This window comes from Wolbachia endosymbiont (group A) of Anomoia purmunda (assembly GCF_947251545.1).
Taxonomy (GTDB): Bacteria; Pseudomonadota; Alphaproteobacteria; order Rickettsiales; family Anaplasmataceae; genus Wolbachia.
Map to the genome: position 1 here is coordinate 409930 of NZ_OX366362.1, position 18541 is coordinate 428470.

Genomic DNA, 18541 nt, shown 5'->3' on the forward strand with positions numbered 1-18541 from the left:
TCTTGAGTTATGTATGAATTTTGTTCGAAAATTAACCGGAAAGTTTTATAGCCTTTTTACTTTCAAAGGTTTGTTTGCTAGCGATATTGCTATAGACCTTGGTACTGCAAACACTTTAGTTTATCAGAAAAATCAGGGAATAGTGCTTGATGAGCCTTCAGTTGTAGCAAGAATAAAGGAAAAAGGAAGCTACGTTCCTTATGCTTTTGGTAAAAAAGCTAAAATGATGCTCGGAAAAACGCCTGGAGAAATAGAGGCGATAAGGCCCTTAAAGGATGGAGTTATTGCTGATTTTAAAAGTGCGGAAGAAATGCTAAAATATTTCATACGCAGTGCAAACACAAGATTCACTGTTAATAAACCTAATATTATCATATGCGTTCCATCTGGATCCACGCCAGTTGAAAGGCGTGCTATACAAGATGCAGCAGAAAGTGCTGGTGCAAATGAAGTATTTTTAATTGAAGAACCAATGGCTGCAGCAATCGGAGCTGGGCTCCCGGTTACTGAACCTGAGGGTTCTATGATCGTTGATATAGGAGGCGGTACAACTGAAGTTGCAATTATTTCTTTAGGCGGAATTGTTTATTCACGTTCTGCCAGAGTAGGTGGTGATATTATGGATGAAGCAATAAAATCGTATATTCGTGAAAATCATAAGTTATTAATCGGTGAAACAACTGCTGAAAAAATTAAGAAAAACGTAGGTTCAGCCAGTCTGCCAAGCGAAAATAACAAAGAGGGAATGATAATTAAAGGCAGGGATTTAGTGAGTGGCATGCCAAAAGAAATGCTTTTATCAGAACACCAACTTGCAGAGAGTTTAATAGAGCCTGTACATCAGATAATTTCTGCTATTAAAACAGCATTGGAGAGCACTCCCCCCGAACTTTCTTCTGATATAGTCGATAGAGGAATAGTTTTGTCCGGTGGCGGCGGATTATTGCGTAACTTGGGCAAAGTTATCAGTGAAACAACAAAATTACCGGTTCGTGTTGCAGATGACCCACTTTGTTGTGTTGCCTTAGGTAGTGGAAAAGTGCTTGAAAACATGGACTACTTCAGTCATGTTTTATTTAAGCAAGATTAATCACGATAATTGTTTTTGTATCCGTTCAGCCAATGGCGTCAACTTAAGAGCCTCCATTAGCAAACTCTCCTATGGATTTTCTGAAAAGTTTTTGAGTATATTGTATTTTTAATTTGTAGAATAAGATTTTTTCCTTTCTGCACGTCTCGTCTAAAAAGGACACATTTTAAACTTTTTTGTTGCAATAAAATAGAAACAAAAGTGCTGTTTATTGCACTTTTTGGATAATTTAATGATAAAAAATTTAGAGAGAAATTTTACACACTATCGCTTATATTTTTCCTTAAGTTGACGCCATTGGCTGAACGGATACGAATTAAGTTTCTGGATCCCAGTGTCTGGGCACTGGGATGACACCTTTGTGTTTGCATAGCTGTACGAACATTGTGATTTGAGAGCAATTTCCACAAGGGAGGATGTCATTCCAGTGCTTGACACTGGCATCCAGCTTCTATACAACTTCATCAAAAACATTCATTTAGTGTAAGATCAGCTACTTTCCATGCTAGTTTGCTTGTTCACAAGCAAACTTTTCTGGATCCCAGTGGGCTTTGTTGCATAGCAACCGAAAAAACCTGGCAGTTACTGACAAAATTCATTATAAAATAGCCATTTAACCGCTTAAGGAAAAATATGCCACAGAAAATGAAAGTCTGTAACCAAAACGAATATAACAAATTCCTTGAAAAAAGAGGAAATATTTTTCGTTACATCGATGAAGCTATCGAAAATTGGTATGAAAATAGTCCAAAAATGCAGGGTGGCAACTATATTTATAGTGATAAAGTTGTGATTTTGGTGCATATAATCGTTAATCTTTTTAGAATTGGCTTAAGACAAACAGTCGGGTTTATAAAAGGATATTTGCAACAAATAGGAAGAGATTTGGCAGTTATCAGCTATTCACAAGCATCAAAAGAAACTTAATATTAAGATCAATGATTGCAGAGTTGATAAAAATAATATGGAAGATATCGAAATTGCTATAGACAGTACAGGAATTAGTATATACAACAACACACAGCAAGGAAAATAGATATAAAGACAAAAATTCCACCAATAAACAATGCGGCAGAACATCCAGAAATAGATTATATGTCTGACAGGAATGCTGCTATTAGGTTAATAAAATTATACGGTGAAGATGGCATGAAAGAATGGAAAAAAGAAGTAAATTATGGCTTATGTTGAAGGGTTTTTCTCAAGATTAAAGCAAATATTTGTTTAGCCGAAGTAAATCGTGAAAAAGAATTGCTGATTAAGTGCTATTTGCTTAATCAATTTACTGACATTGGTATAGCTAAATTCGAAATGGCTACATGAATTTATCGTAAATTACTACCGCATAAGGTGCGGTGCAACAAAGCCCACCGATTCATTCTACTGCAACGCAGAAAATTCGTACAATTGTGCATGATGTGGGGCTTCTGGCTACATTTTTCTATTAAACTCACCTTTCTTTATGTAACAGATTTCGTGCTGAATTTCAAATTTAATGCGCCTAGATATACAAGCATTCCTAGCAAAACCATAGGTATAGAAAGCAACTGCCCAATAGTTAAATTAAGCCACAAATAGCCAATTTGATAGTCTGGTTCGCGAAAAAACTCAACGAAAAAACGTGCTATTCCATACCACATAACTGCAATACCAGTTAACGCACCGTGATACAGTCTTATTCTAGTCAAGAAAAACAGTGAATTTGCAACTGCAAAAAGTAGCAGTCCTTCAAAAAGTGCCTCATAAAGCTGGCTTGGATGACGCAGCAAATTATCACCACTCTCTGGAAATACCATACCCCATGGCATAGTTGTAACTCTGCCAAATAACTCTCCGTTTATAAAATTGCCCATGCGCCCTAAAAATAAACCTATGGGAACTCCGCAAGAAACTAAGTCCAGTGCATAAAATGTAGGGATATTATGTCTTTTACACGAGATTATTACTGCAAGCAAAACTCCTATAGCACCACCATGAAATGACATCCCTCCTTCCCAGGTCTTCAATATCTCGATAGGGTTGCTTATATAAAGAACTGGATCATACATCAATACGTAGCCAAGTCTACCTCCAAGGATAATACCTACAATAGTGGCTGTTAATAACGAATCGTAAAAATTCTTAGTAAATATTTTTTGGTCATCTAGCTTATGTAAATACCAATATGCAAACACTATACCCAAAACGTAGGCTAAGGAATACCAATATATAGAAACAGGACCGATGCTGAAAATTACTGGATTTAAAGACATATTTTGCTATAAATTATTCTTAGACAATCTACTTTTTTCACGATCCCACTCTCTCTGTTTTATGGTTGCTCTCTTATCGTAGAGTTTTTTTCCTTTTACAATGGCAATTTTAGTTTTTGCCAATCCTTTATCGTTAAAATAGACCGAAAGCGGCACAACAGTTATCCCAGCAGTCTTGATTTGACCAATTAGTTTATTTATCTCCTTTTTATGCAAGAGTAATTTACGTTCCCTTTTTGGTTTATGATTTTTTCGGTTCGCAGCTTTATATTCTGCAATATGCATATTGTGCAGCCATACTTCGCTATTCTTTTCGACAACGTAGGCGTCGGAAATATTTACTTTTCTTTCTCTTAGCGATTTAACTTCACTGCTTAATAAGACCATACCCGCTTCAAATTCTTCTAAGATGAAATATTCAAACCTTGCTTTCCTATTTTCTGCAATAACTTCCATATCTAAAGATATCTTTAAGCTTCAATATATTACAGAGTTTTTGACTTAATTCATAATAAAACAGTTATCCCAATAAATATAAGGTGCCAGGCTAGTCTGATAGCAACAGGATAACAAAAATCAAGTAAGTGCTTTTTTTGTCTCTCTAGGCACAAGTTCCTGCTTTACTCCTTTCATTTTAGTTTTAGGCTTTGACATTATATATTGACCAGCACCAACTATGAGCACAGATCCTGCAGCTAGCCCAATTATTGCTGGTACAGATAGGGCAGTAGCAAATGCAAGTGCAACACCAACTATCACTGCAGTTACAAAACACACAACAACACCTTTTACAATTGCATTTTTTGCAGACTGTTCTTTTTCTTTCACAATTGCATTTTTTCCAACCTGTTTTTCTTCCTTTTTCTCTGGAAGCTGCATTACATCTTTATTTTCAGTAAGATCCTTTGGCGTTTTTTTATTCTCATTTTTTAACGTCTGTTTTTCTTCCGCTTCCTTTAAAAGCTGAACTATACCTTGATCTTTAGTAAGGTCTCTTGGCGTTTTTCCATCAACATCTTTTAATGAATGGTCTGCTCCAGCTTCTAGCAGAACTTTTACTATACCTTCGTGGCCATTTTTAGTAGCAAAATGTAAAGGAGCCCATCCTTTATCATTTTTTGCATTAACATTTGCTTTGTTTGCAATTAGAACTGTTACTACCCCTGTTTTGTTCGCTAGAACAGCAAGATGCAAAGGAGTATATCCACCATTTTTTGCATCAACGTTGATTCTTTCTGCTTTTGATAGAGCTCGTACTATCTCTTCGCGGTCATTTACAGCAGCACGATGTAAAGGAGTCCATCCTTTATCATCTTCTGCATTAACATTTGCTCCCTTTCCAATTAGAAAGTTTACTACATCTTTGTGGCCATTTACAGCAGCAATATATAAAGGAGTATATCCATCACTATTTTTTGCATCAACGTTGATTCCTTCTGCTTTTGATAGAGCTTGTACTATCTTTTCGCAGTTCTTTTCAGCAGCAAAATGTAAAGGAGCCCATCCTTTATCATTTTCTGCATTAACCTTTGCTCCTTTTCCAATTAGAGTGTTTACTACAGCCATACGCGTCAAGTTAAGGAAAAGTGTAAGTAAAATTGATAGAGTGAAGGAAAAGAATAAGGTATAAGTTCTCTTGGATATGTGAATGAGAGAACTTACAATGGACAGAATAGCTTGCTTATCAAAAGACCTCAATGAATTCTTTAATGAAAAAGCAGACGAAATATCAATTGCAGTAGGTTTTATAAAAAGAAAGAGAAAACTTAATGGCTCATCATTCATAAAAGCTATGGTTTTTGGTAACATAGGAGTTGGTGATTGCAGCATAGAAACAATGTGCCAATTGCTAAATGAAGACTCGATAGAAATTACAAAACAGGGTTTGGATTTTAGATTTACTGAAGAAGCAGTGGAATTTATGAAAAGAATGTATAATGAATCTTTAGTTTTATTTAAAAACAGCTTACAGGTTGATTGCAGAATTTTGAAGCAATTTAGAAGCATTAAGCTATTGGATAGTAGCTATATTAGCCTGCCCAGTAGCATGGAAGATATGTACAAAGGATATGGGAGTAGCTATAGAGATTGTGAGAGTAATACCAAATCAGGAATAAAGCTGCAGTTAGTCTTTGATTACCTGAACCAAGCGCTAGATAAGTTAAATTTAATAGAAGGAATAAGGTCGGATCAAGGTTATAGGGATTATCTGAACGGTTTATCAGCCAATGATTTGCTAATATTTGATTTGGGCTACTTTGTGCCTAGTTCTTTTAAACAGATTGATGAAGCAGGTGCATATTTTGTTAGTCGTTATAAGTCTGATACCAATATATATGATATAGAAACAAATCAAAAAATAGAGTTGTTGGAATGTTTAGAAGGTCAATCCCTTCTAGAGATGGAAGTGCTATTAGGAAAAGAAGTAAAAATTAAAGTGAGAATTATATGTCAAAAATTAACTGAAGAACAGTCTATAATTAGAAGAAGAAGGGCTAATAAGTTAGCAAAATCACATGGATATACATCTTCTCAAAAGAATCAAAAATTGCTGGATTGGTCGATATTCATAACTAACGTTCCAGAGAGTAAAATCAGCGCTGAACAAGTATTAACAGTTTACAGGGTAAGATGGCAGATTGAATTATTATTTAAATTGTATAAGAGTCACATCAGGCTTGACGAACTTAAAGGAAAACCATACAGAGTATTATGTGAACTATACGCTAAATTGTGCGCAATTCTTATATTTCATGGAATAGTTGGTTGTATAAAACTGAAAGAGAATACAGAGCTGAGTTTAACAAAGGCATTCATTGAATTAAAAAGAAGGATTAGGGAGTTGTTTTTAGCGTTAAGCAGTAAAATTAATAATTTGAGAATTTTCCTGAAAAAACTTACCACAGACTGGTCACAATTTTCTGTGAAAGATAGATATAGAAAAACTAGAGTATCCACCTTAAGTTCATTGAATTTTCTTACCCTTTTCCTTAACTTGACGCGTATGGCCCTGACAACCGTCATCCCGCTACTTGTTAGCTGATGAGATACCGCGAATGAATCGCGGTATGACGGTTCGCGGCGGTATAATGAAGCTTGAAAGCAGATCACCTTTCACGACCCGTGTTTACTTCATTCACTTTAGGAGTATTAACAGGCGTTATTGCCGGGTTCTCAAGCTTTGTTGCCTGCCTCAAACCCTCGCTTACACTTTTGTCCTTTAAAATTTCATCAAGCTGCTTACTCTTTTGTTGCTCTTCGTTATTTGACGTATCTCTTTGAGCATCTTCTTTCATGCCACGAGCATTCTCTACATCCTTTTCACCTTCACCTAAAAGTTTTTCTAATATTTTCTTAACAAAGCGCTTCAGAAGACTCAAAAATCCTTCTTCTTTTTGATTTTCTTGTGGTTGAGGTGTGTTATCTTTTTTGTCCAGCTCAGTATTGAGCTTCTCTTTTACAGAACTTTTGCTCACTGAGGGATTAACGGTTTGTGAATCGTGCTCTGATGCTGTTTGCACAGAAGCTTCAGTAGTTTGCGTGCCTTGCCTAACTTCTTGCGGTATTACACCTAATCTACTTCTTTTACTTGTACCAAACTCTTTCCTTAACTCCTGTGTTGATCGTCTAAGTTTATCTATTTCTTCGTCGTTCTGTTTTTGTCGTTTTTCAAGTTCTTTGTTTAACTTTGCAATATTTTCCATTTTATTCTCAAGCTCCTTATTTTTCACAGCTTTTAGAGCCTCTGTTCCTTTTGCGATATAATTAACCTTCTCTTCTAATGAGGTACCTTCTGGAAAAGCATCTGGAGAACGTTCAAAAACATCTTTAAACTTTTTTTCAACACTTTCTTTAGATGTCTGGGCCATACCTGTTACCTATTAAAACATATCATATAACCAGTATATTAGCTAATTATATAAAAAATAGTTAACATAACTTGTGGTAAAGAGTAAGAGCGTCCTATTTATATCTTTTTCATTAAAATGCTATTTACTTATTAAGTTAAAATGTATAATTATATAAGAAATGAAAGATAGCCCATTAGCAGTAGTATTCGATTGGGATAATACCTTAGTTGACACTCAAGATAACATTTTTAATGCTATTAAGCATACCATAAACTCAATGGGGTATAGTAATAAAGCTGCTGATAGAAATTCCCATGAGTCGAGAAAGAGCTATATGGTCAATTTGTTTGGCGATCAGTGGAAAAAAGCAAATCAGATATATCAACAATACTTAGATAATGCTCTATTACAAAACATTGCTCTGAATCAAGGAGTAGAGGAAATGTTGCAGACGTTGAAAAGCCACAATGTTTATCTAGCAATAGTAAGTAATAAGAAAAATACTAATTTACGTGAAGAAGTTACCTATTTTAAACTAGATTCTTACTTTGAAAGAGTGGTTGGGTCATGCGATACTGCAGAAGATAAACCATCTGCAACCCCACTGCTATTTGCACTAGAAGAGAGTACGTTGCCTATAAATAGAGAAAATGTGTTTTTCATTGGTGATAGCATCACAGATGTTCTGTGTGCACAAAATGCCAATTGTTTACCTATTATATACGGTCAATCAATAAGCGATTATGAAGATTTGTTATGTTTTCAACATTTTGATAAACTTACAGATTTTATAATAAAGTATTTAGAAGATAGGTAATGACCACTGTTACAGAGATTGCCAGTATAACAAGACGCTTTTGCGCGTATTTAATAGATGTAGCAATTTTATTAATTCCAACTTTATTAATTATACTGCTATTAGAGGATTCTCCGTTGATCTTACATCTATCATACATGTGTGTAAATTGTAGTTACTTCACATATTTTATATCTTCAAAGGCCCAAGCAACTCCCGGTCAACAGTTAATGAATATGTATACTATCAATTTAGATAATTCTAAAATAGACTTGAATTTAGCGTTTGACAGAAGCTCTTCCCAGTTTTTTCTTCCTTTGTTAAACAGTGTAGTAGTTGTCCTTACTGAATTTTTGCAAGATCAGGAAGTATTAGTGAATGTCTTGAGTGCATTGAAAGTAATTATAGTACTACTCACTCTCTGCTGTTATCTAGTTGCTTGTTTTTCTAAAAAGAAACAGACATACCACGACATGCTATTTAATACGGTTGTTATCAAAGGAACTATTAAATGAGTTGCTATAACTATCGTTATCATATAAATTATGCTGATAAATTGAACTAAGGGAAGATTATGAATGAAGAGATAGTAAAACATTTGAACAAATTATTGACCAATGAGCTGACTTCTGTACGCCAGTATCTTTTGCATTTTGCGATTCTCAAAAACAATGGAATTAATAGACTTGCAGAAAAGGTAAAAAATGAGCTTAACGAAGAACTTGAACATGCAAGCAAGTTGGCAGAAAGAATTTTGTTATTTAAAGGAGTCCCAAATTTTCAGGATACAAACGAAATATCAAAGTATGATGGAAAGTTTACAAAAGACATAATACGGAAAATCTTAGAAGCTAATTTGAAATTAGAGGGAAAAGGTATTAAGGATATCAAAGAAACGATTTCTATCGCTGAGAAAGAAAAAGATTTTGTTAGTGTAATGTTATTAGAAGAGATGTTAAAAAATGAAGAAGAGCACTTCCATTGGATTGAGAAACAGATCGATCTTATTGAACTAATGGGTGTTGAAAACTATTTAAGAACACAAATATAGAGTGTTAAAAAAAATAGTATTTATTTTAATTATACCTTGCTCACTTCTTTTTTTATTAGGATTATGGCAAGTATTCAGATTGAACTGGAAGAATAATATTATCAAAAATATGAGTCTTCCAGTTGTTCATCTATTGCCCAATAACGACCTTGAAAAATTTAACTATAGGCATGTCAAGATTGGTGGGATTCTAAGTAGCATAGAACTATATGTTTTTGCAGGGCAACACGGCTATCACGTGCTGTCTCCTATGTTGCTCACCACTGGACGTTACATGTTGGTGAATAAAGGAATAGTCAGAGAAAAAAAGGAGAAAAAAGTAAAAATTGAAAAAGTAGTTGCAGATGGAACTTTATATTGCGATAGCAATAAAAGCAAAAATTGGTTTATCAAGAACGATACTGCTTCGAATACATGGTTTACCCTGAGTACAGAGGAAATTTCCAATGAGTTAGGTATTAAGCTAGAGAAGTGTATATTGTGGCCGAACAATTTTGGCAGCAAATTAGCTATACAGCCAATGAAGCATTTGGAATATGCAATCACTTGGTTTGCACTTTCCTTAACTTGGTTGATTATGTGCGTAATTTACTATAGGCAAAACCTCAATGTATCTGTTCAGCAGGGTGGCAAAATAAGGTAGACGAAAAAAGACAACTATAGGAACAAATGGGTGTCATGCCAGTGCGTGACACTGGCATCCAGTCCTTTTGCACAGTTCCATCAAAAACGTTGTAAAGCGCTTTCGTGTTTACCAACTTAGTGCCCAATCTGGATCCCAGTGTCAAGCACTGGGATGACAAGAAAGGGAGCACTGGAATTTTTGTTTCAGTATTTATACATTAGCCATGCATCTGACCTCAACAAAGCTTGAAGCTTTTTGTACATAAAATTAAAGAAGTAGTTATTCATCTTTATCACTACCAAGGTCTTTTAACATACTGTAATTGCCTTTTCTGAATCTACTTTTTAAAGACGTAACTCCACTTTCGCTAATACCACTGAGGCTCAGTGCAGCTCCACCTAGCTGCAATCCTATCTCAGATGTTTCAGGAATAATTTTACTAGCTCCTAGATCTCTGTAAACCTCCACATTACTCAGATCTGGTAAGCGTATTACAATATTTACATGCGGAAAATTTGCAGCAACTAAAGAAACAACTTTTTTTATAGTAACTTCATTCTTTATTGAAATAACGAGAGCTTGAGCTCTTTCTATTCCTACCGATTTTAAAATTTCACATCTTGTAACATCTCCAAGATATATAGGAAAACTATCACTTTTTCCTTCTTTGACTATTTTCGATTGAATATCTACAACAACGTAACTTAAATGCTCTGCAGTAAGCATTTTTGTTACCATATATCCCACTCTACCAAATCCAGCAACTATCACATGGTTATAAAGATCTTGTGTATCTGTTTCAACAGCTTCATCATCTAATATTGTTTTCTCAGTGCTAAATGAGTTTGCTATCCAATCTCCAAGCCCCGATAAAAGAGGAGTGAAAGCCATGGTTACTGTAGTTACCATCATAAGTACTTGAGCGATTTCACTTGGTAGCACATTTAGCTCATCTGCTAAGCGAAATAAAATAAACGCAAATTCACCGCCTTGTGAAAGCAGTAACCCAGCTTGTATAGCAGGTGCACTCTTAAACCCAAAAAATCTACACAATATATATATGATAGATGTTTTTAAAACGATAAGGATAATCGATAATAAAGTAATTAGTGGTAACTTATTGAGTAAAAGTTCGGTATTGATGGACATACCAACAGTCATGAAAAATAAGCCAAGAAACAAATCTTTAAATGGCAATACCGCATGTTCCACTGAGTGTCTATATTCTGTTTCTGCAACTAACAATCCAGCAACAAATGCACCTAATGCCAACGATAAATGGAATTGCTCAGTAATAAATGCTGCTCCTAATACTATTAAAAGCGTTGTTGATATAAAGACCTCATTACTTTCCATTTTAGCAATAACCGAAAATAAAGGTCTAAGCAATAATCTACCAGTTATAAATATCAGCACTAATGCAATAGCTGCTTGCACTAATGAGCCTGCCAATGAGCTTATCAGGCTGTGCTCAGAATTGCCAGTAAGTAAAGGTACCAATACTATTAATGGTACCACTGCAAAATCTTGCATTAATAGCACTGCTATCGACAACCTACCAACCTGACTTGCTTGAGAACCTTTTTCTTGCAGAACCTGCAACACTATTGCTGTTGAGGATAGCGCAAGCCCACCACCAATAACTGTTGCTATATTCGTATTCACTCCGAAAGCAAGAGCGATGCACCATATTGCTACCATGGTAACTATAACTTGAAGAGAACCGAACCCAAATACATGAATACGCATAGCGATCAGGCGTTCAAATGTCAATTCAAGGCCTATAATGAATAATAGAAAAACTACACCAAATTCTGCAAGATTATCCATTGCTTCAGCTGAGTGTATCAGATTAAATCCATGAGAACCAATAACTGCACCTGCAACGAAGTAACCAAGCACTGGACTAATATTCATTTTCCAAAATGCTATGACTATAAACACAGCAGCAGAAAGTAAAATTATAATATCAAACAAATGCTGAGAGCCACTGTGCATGATATTTAACCTGTAGAATTAGACCATTTAATTGAGCAGCCAATACTTGATTTTTGGTCAATTGGAGAATTACCAGTTTCTGCAATAAATTTCATAGCTTGAAATAAGTCACTACTTCCTGCTTCATAGCTTTGAACCTTTTCTTTTTTTGTGTCGTTAAAACGTCCACGATAGCAAAGGTTTAAATTGGAATTAAAGCCGAAAAAGTCAGGAGTACAAACAGCCCCGTATTCTTTAGCTATTTTCTGTGTACTATCAATTAAATATGGAAATGTAAACTTATTTTCCTTGGCAAAATTAATCATATTTTCAAAGGAATCTTCTGGATATTCATTTACATCATTTGGCATTATTGCAATGGTGTTTATCTGATAATCTTTTTTCAATTGATCAACATCGCTTACCAGATTGCTAATAATTGACTGAACGTAAGGACAGTGATTGCATATAAACATTACAATAAGACCATTTTTTCCACAACAGTCACTTAATGTATAGTATTTATTGTCTACTCCCAAAAGATTAAAATCTTTTGCAGTAAAACTAAAATCGACTTTAGGAGTATTCAGAGCAACCATAGACTATTATTATACGATATGTAATTTACGGTCTTATTATTTAAATGTCAAACGGTTTCTATGTATACTGTTTGCATATTCTTTTTTAGTATTATAATTATAAAACTTATGTTCATAACTTTCGAAGGAATAGACGGCTCTGGTAAAACAACACAATCTAAGCTACTTGCAAATCATTTTAAGCAAATTCACGGCGAAAATAATGTGGTATTGACTCGAGAACCAGGTGGCACTAACTTTGCAGAAAAGATAAGAGGAGTGTTGTTAACGAATAATATTGATCCTATTTCTGAACTCTTGCTACTTATCTCGATGAGGCGCGAACATATGAAAAAATTAATATTACCAGCTCTTGCAGAAGGAAAAATAGTGATTTGTGATCGGTTTATTGATTCAACCATTGCATACCAAGGATATGGGTTTGGAGTTGACTTAGGGCTAATAAGGGACTTACATAAGCTAGTGGAAATTAAATATCCAGATATTACATTCATTCTAGATATTGATGTTAAAGTTGGGTTAAATAGAGCAAAAGACAAGAATAAATATGAAGAAATGGATGTTAATTTTTACAATAAGGTCAGAAAAGGGTTTCAGGAAATAGCCATAAAAGAGCCCGTTAGGTGCAGTGTTATCACTGAAATTGAAACAAAAAATGATAATCACGTACACAATGAAATTATTGATAAAATCACCTAGCTTGTGATAGAAAATTATCAATTTCAGGTAACATTATTTTATATGAATAACTTTTTGTTTGAGTAGCTAAAAAATCCTGTATTTTGTCTGGATCTTCTTCACTTATCATCTTATATGCCCTTGCGAGGTTCATTAATTCACTTCTACTTTTTTTATTACTTACTTCAGTCATGGTGAAAAATTGATCAAAATGGTCTAAGAGGTCTTTATTTTTTATTGAAGACACAATATCGTCAATTTCTTTCACATATAATGCAAGTTTGTGTGCTTTACTACGATCTTCAAAACAAAGATTAACAAGCACGTTGCAAAACCTATCTTTCGTAGTACTTCTCACTTCTGCTAATAAGGATTTAATATTTTCTTGGCAATGCACTCTCTTTACCGATTCAGCAGGTTCAACCATACCAAGAACATTCTTTACCAAAGATTTTTCTTCACAACTAAATATGAACATGTAATAACCCATAGATAGAGTAAAGAACAAGAATAAGGCTGGGAGCAAGAATGGCACTAGTACATTTTGTGATACAGGAAAGATAAACCAGACAGCAGTTGCTGCTGATACAACAAGAAATAGCCCTAATAAAGTTAATTGCGCTCTTTTTTTATACTTATGATCAATGACTGCATTTACACCAATAGAAACGACATCAACCATTATTCATACCTCATTAAACAGTAATACTAACTGAATAGACTTCTTTCAAAATTCATGTAGGGAGCTCAAAATTGTGAATTGCAGCAATCAAATTAAACCTTAAACCAAAACGTTTTCGTCGGTTTCTATACCTGTCCGAGATGATTTTAAACCTTTTCAATTACGTTTTCAACAATTGCCCTTTGGCTCATAAGTGCCCTGTTCTCTTTTTTTTGTTCTTTGCTTAACGGATTCTTTTTCGTTTTCCTGTGCGGTAATACAACATTTTTGTGTATCTTCTGCATTCCCCTGTAGCCGGCATCAGCTAAGATTTTAGTTTGCGGCAATACTGCTACCTTTGATTCTCTAAACATCCGTGTTTTCTACCATTCGAGAAAGATGTGCATATGACTTTTCTACTCTTCTTCTCTGTTACTATTTGTGTTTTTATAGTATGCCTTTTTTTCTTTCCAGAGTAGAAGGGCTTTTGCTTTTTTTTGGTCTCTCTACTGGCGTTTCAGTTCCGTCTATTACTAAAACTTCATATTCTACATCACTCTTTAATAGCTCTTTTTTTCCTGGTAATGCAAAATCTGGATGTTTTATTAATATGTCTTCTACCCATCTTATTATTTTAAAACTGTTACTTTCACTCATGCCATAGCTTTGCCCAATATGAAAATATGTACGATATTCTCTTATATATTCCAGTGCCATAAGTAGCCTGTCTTCTATGCAAAGTTTACTTTTTCTTCCACTTCTAGCTTTTTTTCTTTTATCCTCCACTTCTAGAATTTCTACCATTCGCTCAAATGTTGCTTTTTTTACCCCTGTTAAACGTCGAAACTTTTCTCCTTCTAACTTTTCTATTTCCTTATATTTCATGCTTTCAAATACTTCATCTTACACTCCCTCTAACAATTTTGAAAGAAGTCTATTCTTTTTTCTGGATTCCAGTGCTCCTTTTTTTGTCATCCCAGTCTGGGATCTATTTTGCATGTAACTCCAATTGTGTTTTGGCATAAAACGCGACGCGTATTAGACTTGTTTGCAAGCAAAGCTTGCTGGATCCCAGTGTCACGCACTGGGATGACAGGAGAAGGAGGCTACCTTCATGACATTATCATAAAGTAAAATGAGATCCCAGTGTCAGCTACTCGGATGACAAGAAGAGGGCACTGGGATCCAGTTTTCCATATAATCTCATCGAAAATGTTGTAACCACTTTCTGTGCTAGTTTGCTTGCTTACAAGCAAACTTTCCTGGATCCCAGTGTCAAGCACTGGGATGACGAGAAAGGAGCACTGGGATGACATCATAGGGACACTGGGATGACACCATTCTTTCTTCTGGATTCCAGTGTCAAGCACTGGAATGACACCATAGGGGCACTGCCGTCATAAAGGAATCAGTGTCAGCTACTTAGATGATACCTTTTTTCTACTTAGTTTTGGTTATGCAAGAAGTCTATTGCATTCCTGAGCAATTTGGTTCATTATTCTTTTTGTAAAAAATTTTCTTAACTTTCTCTCTACTTTTTTTGGGTAAGGTCACTTTAAAGGAAGTCTAATAGATGCTACATAGAAATCCAGATGAGTTTCTAAAGTCTATTCCAAAAGATAAGCGCATAATGTGCCTTGACATGGGAGAAAAGCAAATAGGCATAGCATTTAGCGATAAAACACATCTCATAGCCACAGCTCATAGTATGTATCACAGAAAAAATATGAGCAAAGATTTAGGTTATTTGCATAGAATATTCAAAGAAAATGAATCTGGATCAATGGTAATAGGACTACCATTAAAAATGGACGAGCAAGAAACTAAATGGTGTAAAACTATAATCCAATTCGCAAATAAAATAATAAAAAAATATGAAGTAAATATATACTTACAAGACGAAAGCTTCTCAACATCTATCGCAACTCATACACTAAAAATTACTGGAATATCAATCACAAAATCGAAAAAAATAGATGATAAAATCTCCGCATGTATTATTTTGCAACGAACGTTAGACAAGATAAATACAATCAAATAGTTTTTCCAGATCTGGAAATCTTCAAACTGAATCTCATATAAAAGTTACTCAACAAAACAAGAACCTTTCGTATAAGCATGACAAATTGCTACAGCAAGAGCGTCAGCAGCATGGTGGCATTTTATACTCAAATTTTTAACTATTTGCTTCACCATAAATATAATCTGATCCTTATCAGCATGGCCATTTCCGGTAATGCTTTTTTTTACATAGTTTGCATCATATTCATTCATAGTTAGCTTTGTTATTTTTAACGCTAAAATTACAACCCCTCTTGCATATCCTAAAGTTAGTGAAGATTTAGGATTTTTATTAACAAAAATTTTCTCCACCGCAGCTTCATTCGGAGAGTATAGGGAAATTACTTTCTTTAATTGTTCAAAAATTATATGTAGGCGTTCACCTGTACCCAATTTACCATCAGTTGATATGGTACCGTCGCCCAAAAATTCAATATTATTTTTTTCGTTCAGGCTGATAATGGCCCACCCAGTCTTGCTTATTCCTGGATCTAGACCTATTATTTTAACCACTTAATAAACGCTTAACCAATAGACAAACAAAAATAAAAATATCCAGACTACATCTACAAAGTGCCAATACCAGGAGGCAAACTCAAAGCACAAATGGTCCTGAAGTGTAAATTGGCCTTTCCGCGCTCTAAATAAACACACTGATAAAAATATTATTCCTATTATAACGTGTGCGCAGTGAAAACCGGTAATCATATAAAAATTGGATGTATAAATAAGCTTTTCTCCTGTTTCTTGTAGAGAAAAACTTGCTTCATGATACTCTATTGCTTGCACTATTATAAAAAAAACCCCAAGCAATATAGTTATGGACAGCATTTTAATCATGCTCTTCTTATCATTTTTAAGTAAAGAGTGATTTGCCCAAGTAATTGTTGTACCAGAAAGCAATAATATTAATGTATTCATGAATGGTAGTGACCACGGATCAGGTGGCAAAATTCCCTCAGGGGGCCATTCAACTTTTTTTGCAGGAGAAAACGCCTCAAATAAAAAAACTGGATCAAGCCAGGCTTTAAAGAATGAACAAAAGAACACTATAAAAAATATGACCTCCGAGAGAATAAATAAGTACATTGCAAATTTGAGTCCATGCTTTACAATGGCAGTGTGACATTTGTCATAAATGGCCTCCCTTATTACATCTCTCCACCAATAAAACAGCACCCCTGATACTGCGGAGGTTCCCAGAACTAAACAAAACATTCCGAAAATTTGTTTATGAAGCGCGCCAACTAATCCAAGTGCAAGAATAAGAATTGCTGCTGATATAGCAATTGGCCAAGGGCTTGGATCCACTAAATGAAAATCATGTTCTTTACTTTTCATAGCATTTTACAAAATACTTATTAAGGATACAAATTAGCTTAAAATTGTCAATGTTCCTTAGGAAATTGATTGAATCTTGAAAAATTATATGCACCGTTCAAAAAATCTAACACAAATTGTGCAGTTATTCTAAACAACTCAAGCATTTTGCTCTTTTCATTTTCTCTTGCTCTGCTGCAATATCCATCAATAATATTTTCCAAAATAATGCATCCAGACTTTACTGAATCACTGTAACAAAAATTAAACCAATCCCTATATCTATTATTTTTTTTGGATCTATTTTTCATGCTATCAACGACAGTCTTGTATATAAACATGCAAGAATACAAAACCGTCATAGCCTCATAGGTATTACTATACGAGATGGATAAAAGAAAATTAGTGAAATTAAAACACTCAAGAGATTTCTTTCCACGACTTATACCGTACATAGTAAAGTAGTAGTCATATAGCATTCTATTAACAGTCACTGCTCTTTGGGCTACTTCAGCAAGCGAGATAATACTACTATAATCTTCCATTCTGGATGCAGTAATTAAGGTGGTACGAATATAATCACCTAAGAAAAACGCCTCTTGTTGAGTATAGAATTTGAAGTTCTCTATATTTAGGGTGTTATTCGCTAACTCAACATTAAAAGGATGCTCAATTATATCCTTTAAAAGATTTGACCCGTAACAGCTCCTAATTATGCCACTGAACACTATAGTTACCGATAAAGATCAAGTCAAACGTAAATAATCCGCTGCTAATATTCTTTGCTAGATATATTAGAGTAATATGCCTCATCCCAAAACATTATTTCTAATTCCAGCCCTTTCTTAAAAAACTCATACATCCTCTTTTTTTCACAGTCACTAGCTTTTTTATATAGCTTATTTGTAATATCAGTAACCTCATCAATTACAGCATTTACTGTTTCGCTACTATAAATGTTGATCCACTCTTTGTATTTGTTATTTTTAACCCCTTTAGTTGTTATCTCATATACCATATGGCGTACAACGATTTGGTATATGTTAAAGCAAGAATAAGATGCTACTAAAGCTTCATTAACAGAATTGTGATATGCAACACTCATGAAAAAGTCAGTAAAGGCAGAACAAGCTCTTGACTTTTTGTGATCATCAGATAGATCATAATCTTCAAAATATTTTTTATACTGTTCTCGAACATAAAATGCTCCTTGTGCCAAATTGATTAAACTACTCATCATTTCAATATCATCAACTCTAGCTGCAACAATTAAAAAAGCACGAGCGCAATCTATACAATACAGAAAATCCTGCTGAAGGTAGAATTTGAATTTTTCATAATCTAATGTATTATTCATCAATTCAACATTAAAAGGGTGTTCTTTTCTTTTATCAATAAGATCAGACGATTCTTTTATAGCTATGCTACAAAATTCTTCTTTTATGTCATTATACATTACATGAGCCTCACAATAAAAACTGAATATAATAATTATCACTAATATAGTATAATTATTATGAAAAAGCAATTATACTTTAACAATAAGGTAGTATATAAATGTGGGGCTGTAAATCAAAAAT

Annotated in this window: 22 protein-coding genes and 2 pseudogenes; 9 read left to right on the forward strand and 15 right to left on the reverse strand. The window is 34.3% G+C overall.

Translation table 11 applies throughout. The features are described 5' to 3' along the window. The first annotated feature begins 13 nt into the window (after positions 1–13). Positions 14–1090: a rod shape-determining protein gene (locus OPR57_RS02045; protein WP_265037059.1), complete on the forward strand. Its 1077-nt coding sequence runs from the start codon at positions 14–16 to the stop codon at positions 1088–1090. 264 nt (positions 1091–1354) lie between these two features. Here OPR57_RS02045 and OPR57_RS02050 read toward each other — a convergent pair whose 3' ends face one another. Then, on the reverse strand, positions 1355–1513 hold the full coding sequence (locus tag OPR57_RS02050) for a hypothetical protein (protein ID WP_265037060.1): 159 nt from the start codon (positions 1511–1513) through the stop codon (positions 1355–1357). A gap of 210 nt (positions 1514–1723) precedes the next feature. On the opposite strand from OPR57_RS02050, the pseudogene OPR57_RS08140 reads away from it, so the two are divergent. Continuing rightward, positions 1724–2413: pseudogene (locus OPR57_RS08140) on the forward strand (transposase). Positions 2414–2550: 137 nt separating this feature from the next. On the opposite strand, the gene lgt reads toward OPR57_RS08140, so the two are convergent. The 3 genes from lgt to OPR57_RS02070 all read right to left on the reverse strand — a co-directional run bounded on the left by lgt (position 2551) and on the right by OPR57_RS02070 (position 4908). After that, entirely contained in the window at positions 2551–3342 is a 792-nt protein-coding gene (gene lgt, locus OPR57_RS02060) for a prolipoprotein diacylglyceryl transferase (RefSeq protein ID WP_265037063.1), read from the reverse strand. A gap of 6 nt (positions 3343–3348) precedes the next feature. Continuing rightward, positions 3349–3798, reverse strand: coding sequence for an SsrA-binding protein SmpB (smpB, locus tag OPR57_RS02065; protein WP_182319477.1), 450 nt, complete (start codon positions 3796–3798; stop codon positions 3349–3351). A gap of 120 nt (positions 3799–3918) precedes the next feature. Continuing rightward, positions 3919–4908 (reverse strand): ankyrin repeat domain-containing protein, encoded by a 990-nt coding sequence (locus OPR57_RS02070; protein WP_265037064.1) that lies wholly within the window; start codon positions 4906–4908, stop codon positions 3919–3921. Positions 4909–5005: 97 nt separating this feature from the next. On the opposite strand from OPR57_RS02070, the gene OPR57_RS02075 reads away from it, so the two are divergent. After that, positions 5006–6385, forward strand: coding sequence for an IS4 family transposase (locus tag OPR57_RS02075; protein WP_406831632.1), 1380 nt, complete (start codon positions 5006–5008; stop codon positions 6383–6385). A gap of 64 nt (positions 6386–6449) precedes the next feature. On the opposite strand, the gene OPR57_RS02080 is transcribed toward OPR57_RS02075, so the two are convergent. Beyond that, positions 6450–7211: a hypothetical protein gene (locus OPR57_RS02080; RefSeq protein WP_265037066.1), complete on the reverse strand. Its 762-nt coding sequence runs from the start codon at positions 7209–7211 to the stop codon at positions 6450–6452. Positions 7212–7371: 160 nt separating this feature from the next. Here OPR57_RS02080 and OPR57_RS02085 point away from each other — a divergent pair, with 160 nt between their 5' ends. The 4 genes from OPR57_RS02085 to OPR57_RS02100 are packed head-to-tail and all read left to right on the forward strand — an operon-like array spanning position 7372 to position 9683. Next, positions 7372–8010, forward strand: coding sequence for an HAD family hydrolase (locus OPR57_RS02085; RefSeq protein WP_265037068.1), 639 nt, complete (start codon positions 7372–7374; stop codon positions 8008–8010). Beyond that, entirely contained in the window at positions 8010–8504 is a 495-nt protein-coding gene (locus OPR57_RS02090) for an RDD family protein (RefSeq protein WP_265037069.1), read from the forward strand. Before OPR57_RS02085 ends, OPR57_RS02090 begins: the two co-directional genes overlap by 1 nt. Before the next feature lie 59 nt (positions 8505–8563). Continuing rightward, complete coding sequence (gene bfr, locus OPR57_RS02095) at positions 8564–9040, forward strand: bacterioferritin (protein WP_265037070.1); 477 nt, start codon at positions 8564–8566, stop codon at positions 9038–9040. Position 9041: 1 nt separating this feature from the next. Next, the gene (locus OPR57_RS02100; RefSeq protein WP_265037071.1) at positions 9042–9683 is read left to right on the forward strand and encodes an SURF1 family protein; all 642 of its coding nucleotides are present in this window, start codon (positions 9042–9044) and stop codon (positions 9681–9683) included. On the opposite strand, the gene OPR57_RS02105 is transcribed toward OPR57_RS02100, so the two are convergent. The 3 genes from OPR57_RS02105 to OPR57_RS02115 all read right to left on the reverse strand — a co-directional run bounded on the left by OPR57_RS02105 (position 9646) and on the right by OPR57_RS02115 (position 12241). Continuing rightward, entirely contained in the window at positions 9646–9855 is a 210-nt protein-coding gene (locus tag OPR57_RS02105) for a hypothetical protein (RefSeq protein ID WP_265037072.1), read from the reverse strand. The two genes, OPR57_RS02100 and OPR57_RS02105, sit on opposite strands and share 38 nt — an antisense overlap. Positions 9856–9944: 89 nt before the next feature. Beyond that, positions 9945–11663 carry a monovalent cation:proton antiporter-2 (CPA2) family protein gene (locus OPR57_RS02110; RefSeq protein ID WP_077190578.1) on the reverse strand — a complete coding sequence of 573 codons (1719 nt, stop codon included), beginning with the start codon at positions 11661–11663 and terminating at the stop codon, positions 9945–9947. A gap of 5 nt (positions 11664–11668) precedes the next feature. Continuing rightward, positions 11669–12241, reverse strand: coding sequence for a thioredoxin family protein (locus OPR57_RS02115; protein WP_265037073.1), 573 nt, complete (start codon positions 12239–12241; stop codon positions 11669–11671). A gap of 108 nt (positions 12242–12349) precedes the next feature. Here OPR57_RS02115 and tmk point away from each other — a divergent pair, with 108 nt between their 5' ends. Continuing rightward, positions 12350–12940, forward strand: a complete 591-nt coding sequence (gene tmk / locus OPR57_RS02120; protein WP_265037498.1) for a dTMP kinase — start codon at positions 12350–12352, stop codon at positions 12938–12940. On the opposite strand, the gene OPR57_RS02125 is transcribed toward tmk, so the two are convergent. The 3 genes and pseudogenes from OPR57_RS02125 to OPR57_RS02135 all read right to left on the reverse strand — a co-directional run bounded on the left by OPR57_RS02125 (position 12933) and on the right by OPR57_RS02135 (position 14950). Further along, positions 12933–13601 (reverse strand): hypothetical protein, encoded by a 669-nt coding sequence (locus OPR57_RS02125; protein ID WP_265037074.1) that lies wholly within the window; start codon positions 13599–13601, stop codon positions 12933–12935. The genes tmk and OPR57_RS02125 overlap by 8 nt on opposite strands. A gap of 52 nt (positions 13602–13653) precedes the next feature. Further along, a pseudogene (locus OPR57_RS02130) lies at positions 13654–14465 on the reverse strand (IS5 family transposase). A 227-nt stretch (positions 14466–14692) separates the two neighbouring features. Continuing rightward, complete coding sequence (locus OPR57_RS02135; RefSeq protein ID WP_265037075.1) at positions 14693–14950, reverse strand: hypothetical protein; 258 nt, start codon at positions 14948–14950, stop codon at positions 14693–14695. A 203-nt stretch (positions 14951–15153) separates the two neighbouring features. Here OPR57_RS02135 and ruvX point away from each other — a divergent pair, with 203 nt between their 5' ends. Continuing rightward, positions 15154–15621 (forward strand): Holliday junction resolvase RuvX, encoded by a 468-nt coding sequence (gene ruvX, locus OPR57_RS02140; protein WP_265037076.1) that lies wholly within the window; start codon positions 15154–15156, stop codon positions 15619–15621. 44 nt (positions 15622–15665) lie between these two features. Here the strand turns inward: ruvX and ruvC are convergent, their stop codons facing one another. Genes ruvC through OPR57_RS02160 form a run of 4 tightly spaced genes read right to left on the reverse strand, consistent with a single transcriptional unit; the run spans position 15666 to position 18417 of the window. Further along, positions 15666–16154, reverse strand: coding sequence for a crossover junction endodeoxyribonuclease RuvC (ruvC, locus tag OPR57_RS02145; protein ID WP_265037077.1), 489 nt, complete (start codon positions 16152–16154; stop codon positions 15666–15668). Continuing rightward, positions 16155–16982, reverse strand: coding sequence for a cytochrome c oxidase subunit 3 (locus tag OPR57_RS02150; RefSeq protein WP_265037078.1), 828 nt, complete (start codon positions 16980–16982; stop codon positions 16155–16157). It lies immediately after the preceding gene. Between the two features lie 47 nt (positions 16983–17029). Continuing rightward, positions 17030–17689 carry a TenA family protein gene (locus OPR57_RS02155; protein ID WP_265037079.1) on the reverse strand — a complete coding sequence of 220 codons (660 nt, stop codon included), beginning with the start codon at positions 17687–17689 and terminating at the stop codon, positions 17030–17032. A 44-nt stretch (positions 17690–17733) separates the two neighbouring features. Continuing rightward, the gene (locus OPR57_RS02160) at positions 17734–18417 is read right to left on the reverse strand and encodes a TenA family protein (RefSeq protein WP_265037080.1); all 684 of its coding nucleotides are present in this window, start codon (positions 18415–18417) and stop codon (positions 17734–17736) included. Between the last annotated feature and the right edge of the window lie 124 nt (positions 18418–18541).

What these genes read in the sequence shown, in the direction of transcription:
- OPR57_RS02050 (WP_265037060.1), bottom strand. Translation starts at nt 1,513, where the DNA reads ATGACATCCTCCCTTGTGGAAATTGCTCTCAAATCACAATGTTCGTAC.
- smpB (WP_182319477.1), bottom strand. Translation starts at nt 3,798, where the DNA reads ATGGAAGTTATTGCAGAAAATAGGAAAGCAAGGTTTGAATATTTCATC.
- OPR57_RS02115 (WP_265037073.1), bottom strand. Translation starts at nt 12,241, where the DNA reads ATGGTTGCTCTGAATACTCCTAAAGTCGATTTTAGTTTTACTGCAAAA.
- OPR57_RS02125 (WP_265037074.1), bottom strand. Translation starts at nt 13,601, where the DNA reads ATGGTTGATGTCGTTTCTATTGGTGTAAATGCAGTCATTGATCATAAG.
- OPR57_RS02085 (WP_265037068.1), top strand. Translation starts at nt 7,372, where the DNA reads ATGAAAGATAGCCCATTAGCAGTAGTATTCGATTGGGATAATACCTTA.
- ruvX (WP_265037076.1), top strand. Translation starts at nt 15,154, where the DNA reads ATGCTACATAGAAATCCAGATGAGTTTCTAAAGTCTATTCCAAAAGAT.
- OPR57_RS02045 (WP_265037059.1), top strand. Translation starts at nt 14, where the DNA reads ATGAATTTTGTTCGAAAATTAACCGGAAAGTTTTATAGCCTTTTTACT.
- lgt (WP_265037063.1), bottom strand. Translation starts at nt 3,342, where the DNA reads ATGTCTTTAAATCCAGTAATTTTCAGCATCGGTCCTGTTTCTATATAT.
- OPR57_RS02110 (WP_077190578.1), bottom strand. Translation starts at nt 11,663, where the DNA reads ATGCACAGTGGCTCTCAGCATTTGTTTGATATTATAATTTTACTTTCT.
- OPR57_RS02150 (WP_265037078.1), bottom strand. Translation starts at nt 16,982, where the DNA reads ATGAAAAGTAAAGAACATGATTTTCATTTAGTGGATCCAAGCCCTTGG.
- OPR57_RS02070 (WP_265037064.1), bottom strand. Translation starts at nt 4,908, where the DNA reads ATGGCTGTAGTAAACACTCTAATTGGAAAAGGAGCAAAGGTTAATGCA.
- bfr (WP_265037070.1), top strand. Translation starts at nt 8,564, where the DNA reads ATGAATGAAGAGATAGTAAAACATTTGAACAAATTATTGACCAATGAG.
- tmk (WP_265037498.1), top strand. Translation starts at nt 12,350, where the DNA reads ATGTTCATAACTTTCGAAGGAATAGACGGCTCTGGTAAAACAACACAA.
- OPR57_RS02160 (WP_265037080.1), bottom strand. Translation starts at nt 18,417, where the DNA reads ATGTATAATGACATAAAAGAAGAATTTTGTAGCATAGCTATAAAAGAA.
- OPR57_RS02080 (WP_265037066.1), bottom strand. Translation starts at nt 7,211, where the DNA reads ATGGCCCAGACATCTAAAGAAAGTGTTGAAAAAAAGTTTAAAGATGTT.
- OPR57_RS02075 (WP_406831632.1), top strand. Translation starts at nt 5,006, where the DNA reads ATGGACAGAATAGCTTGCTTATCAAAAGACCTCAATGAATTCTTTAAT.
- OPR57_RS02090 (WP_265037069.1), top strand. Translation starts at nt 8,010, where the DNA reads ATGACCACTGTTACAGAGATTGCCAGTATAACAAGACGCTTTTGCGCG.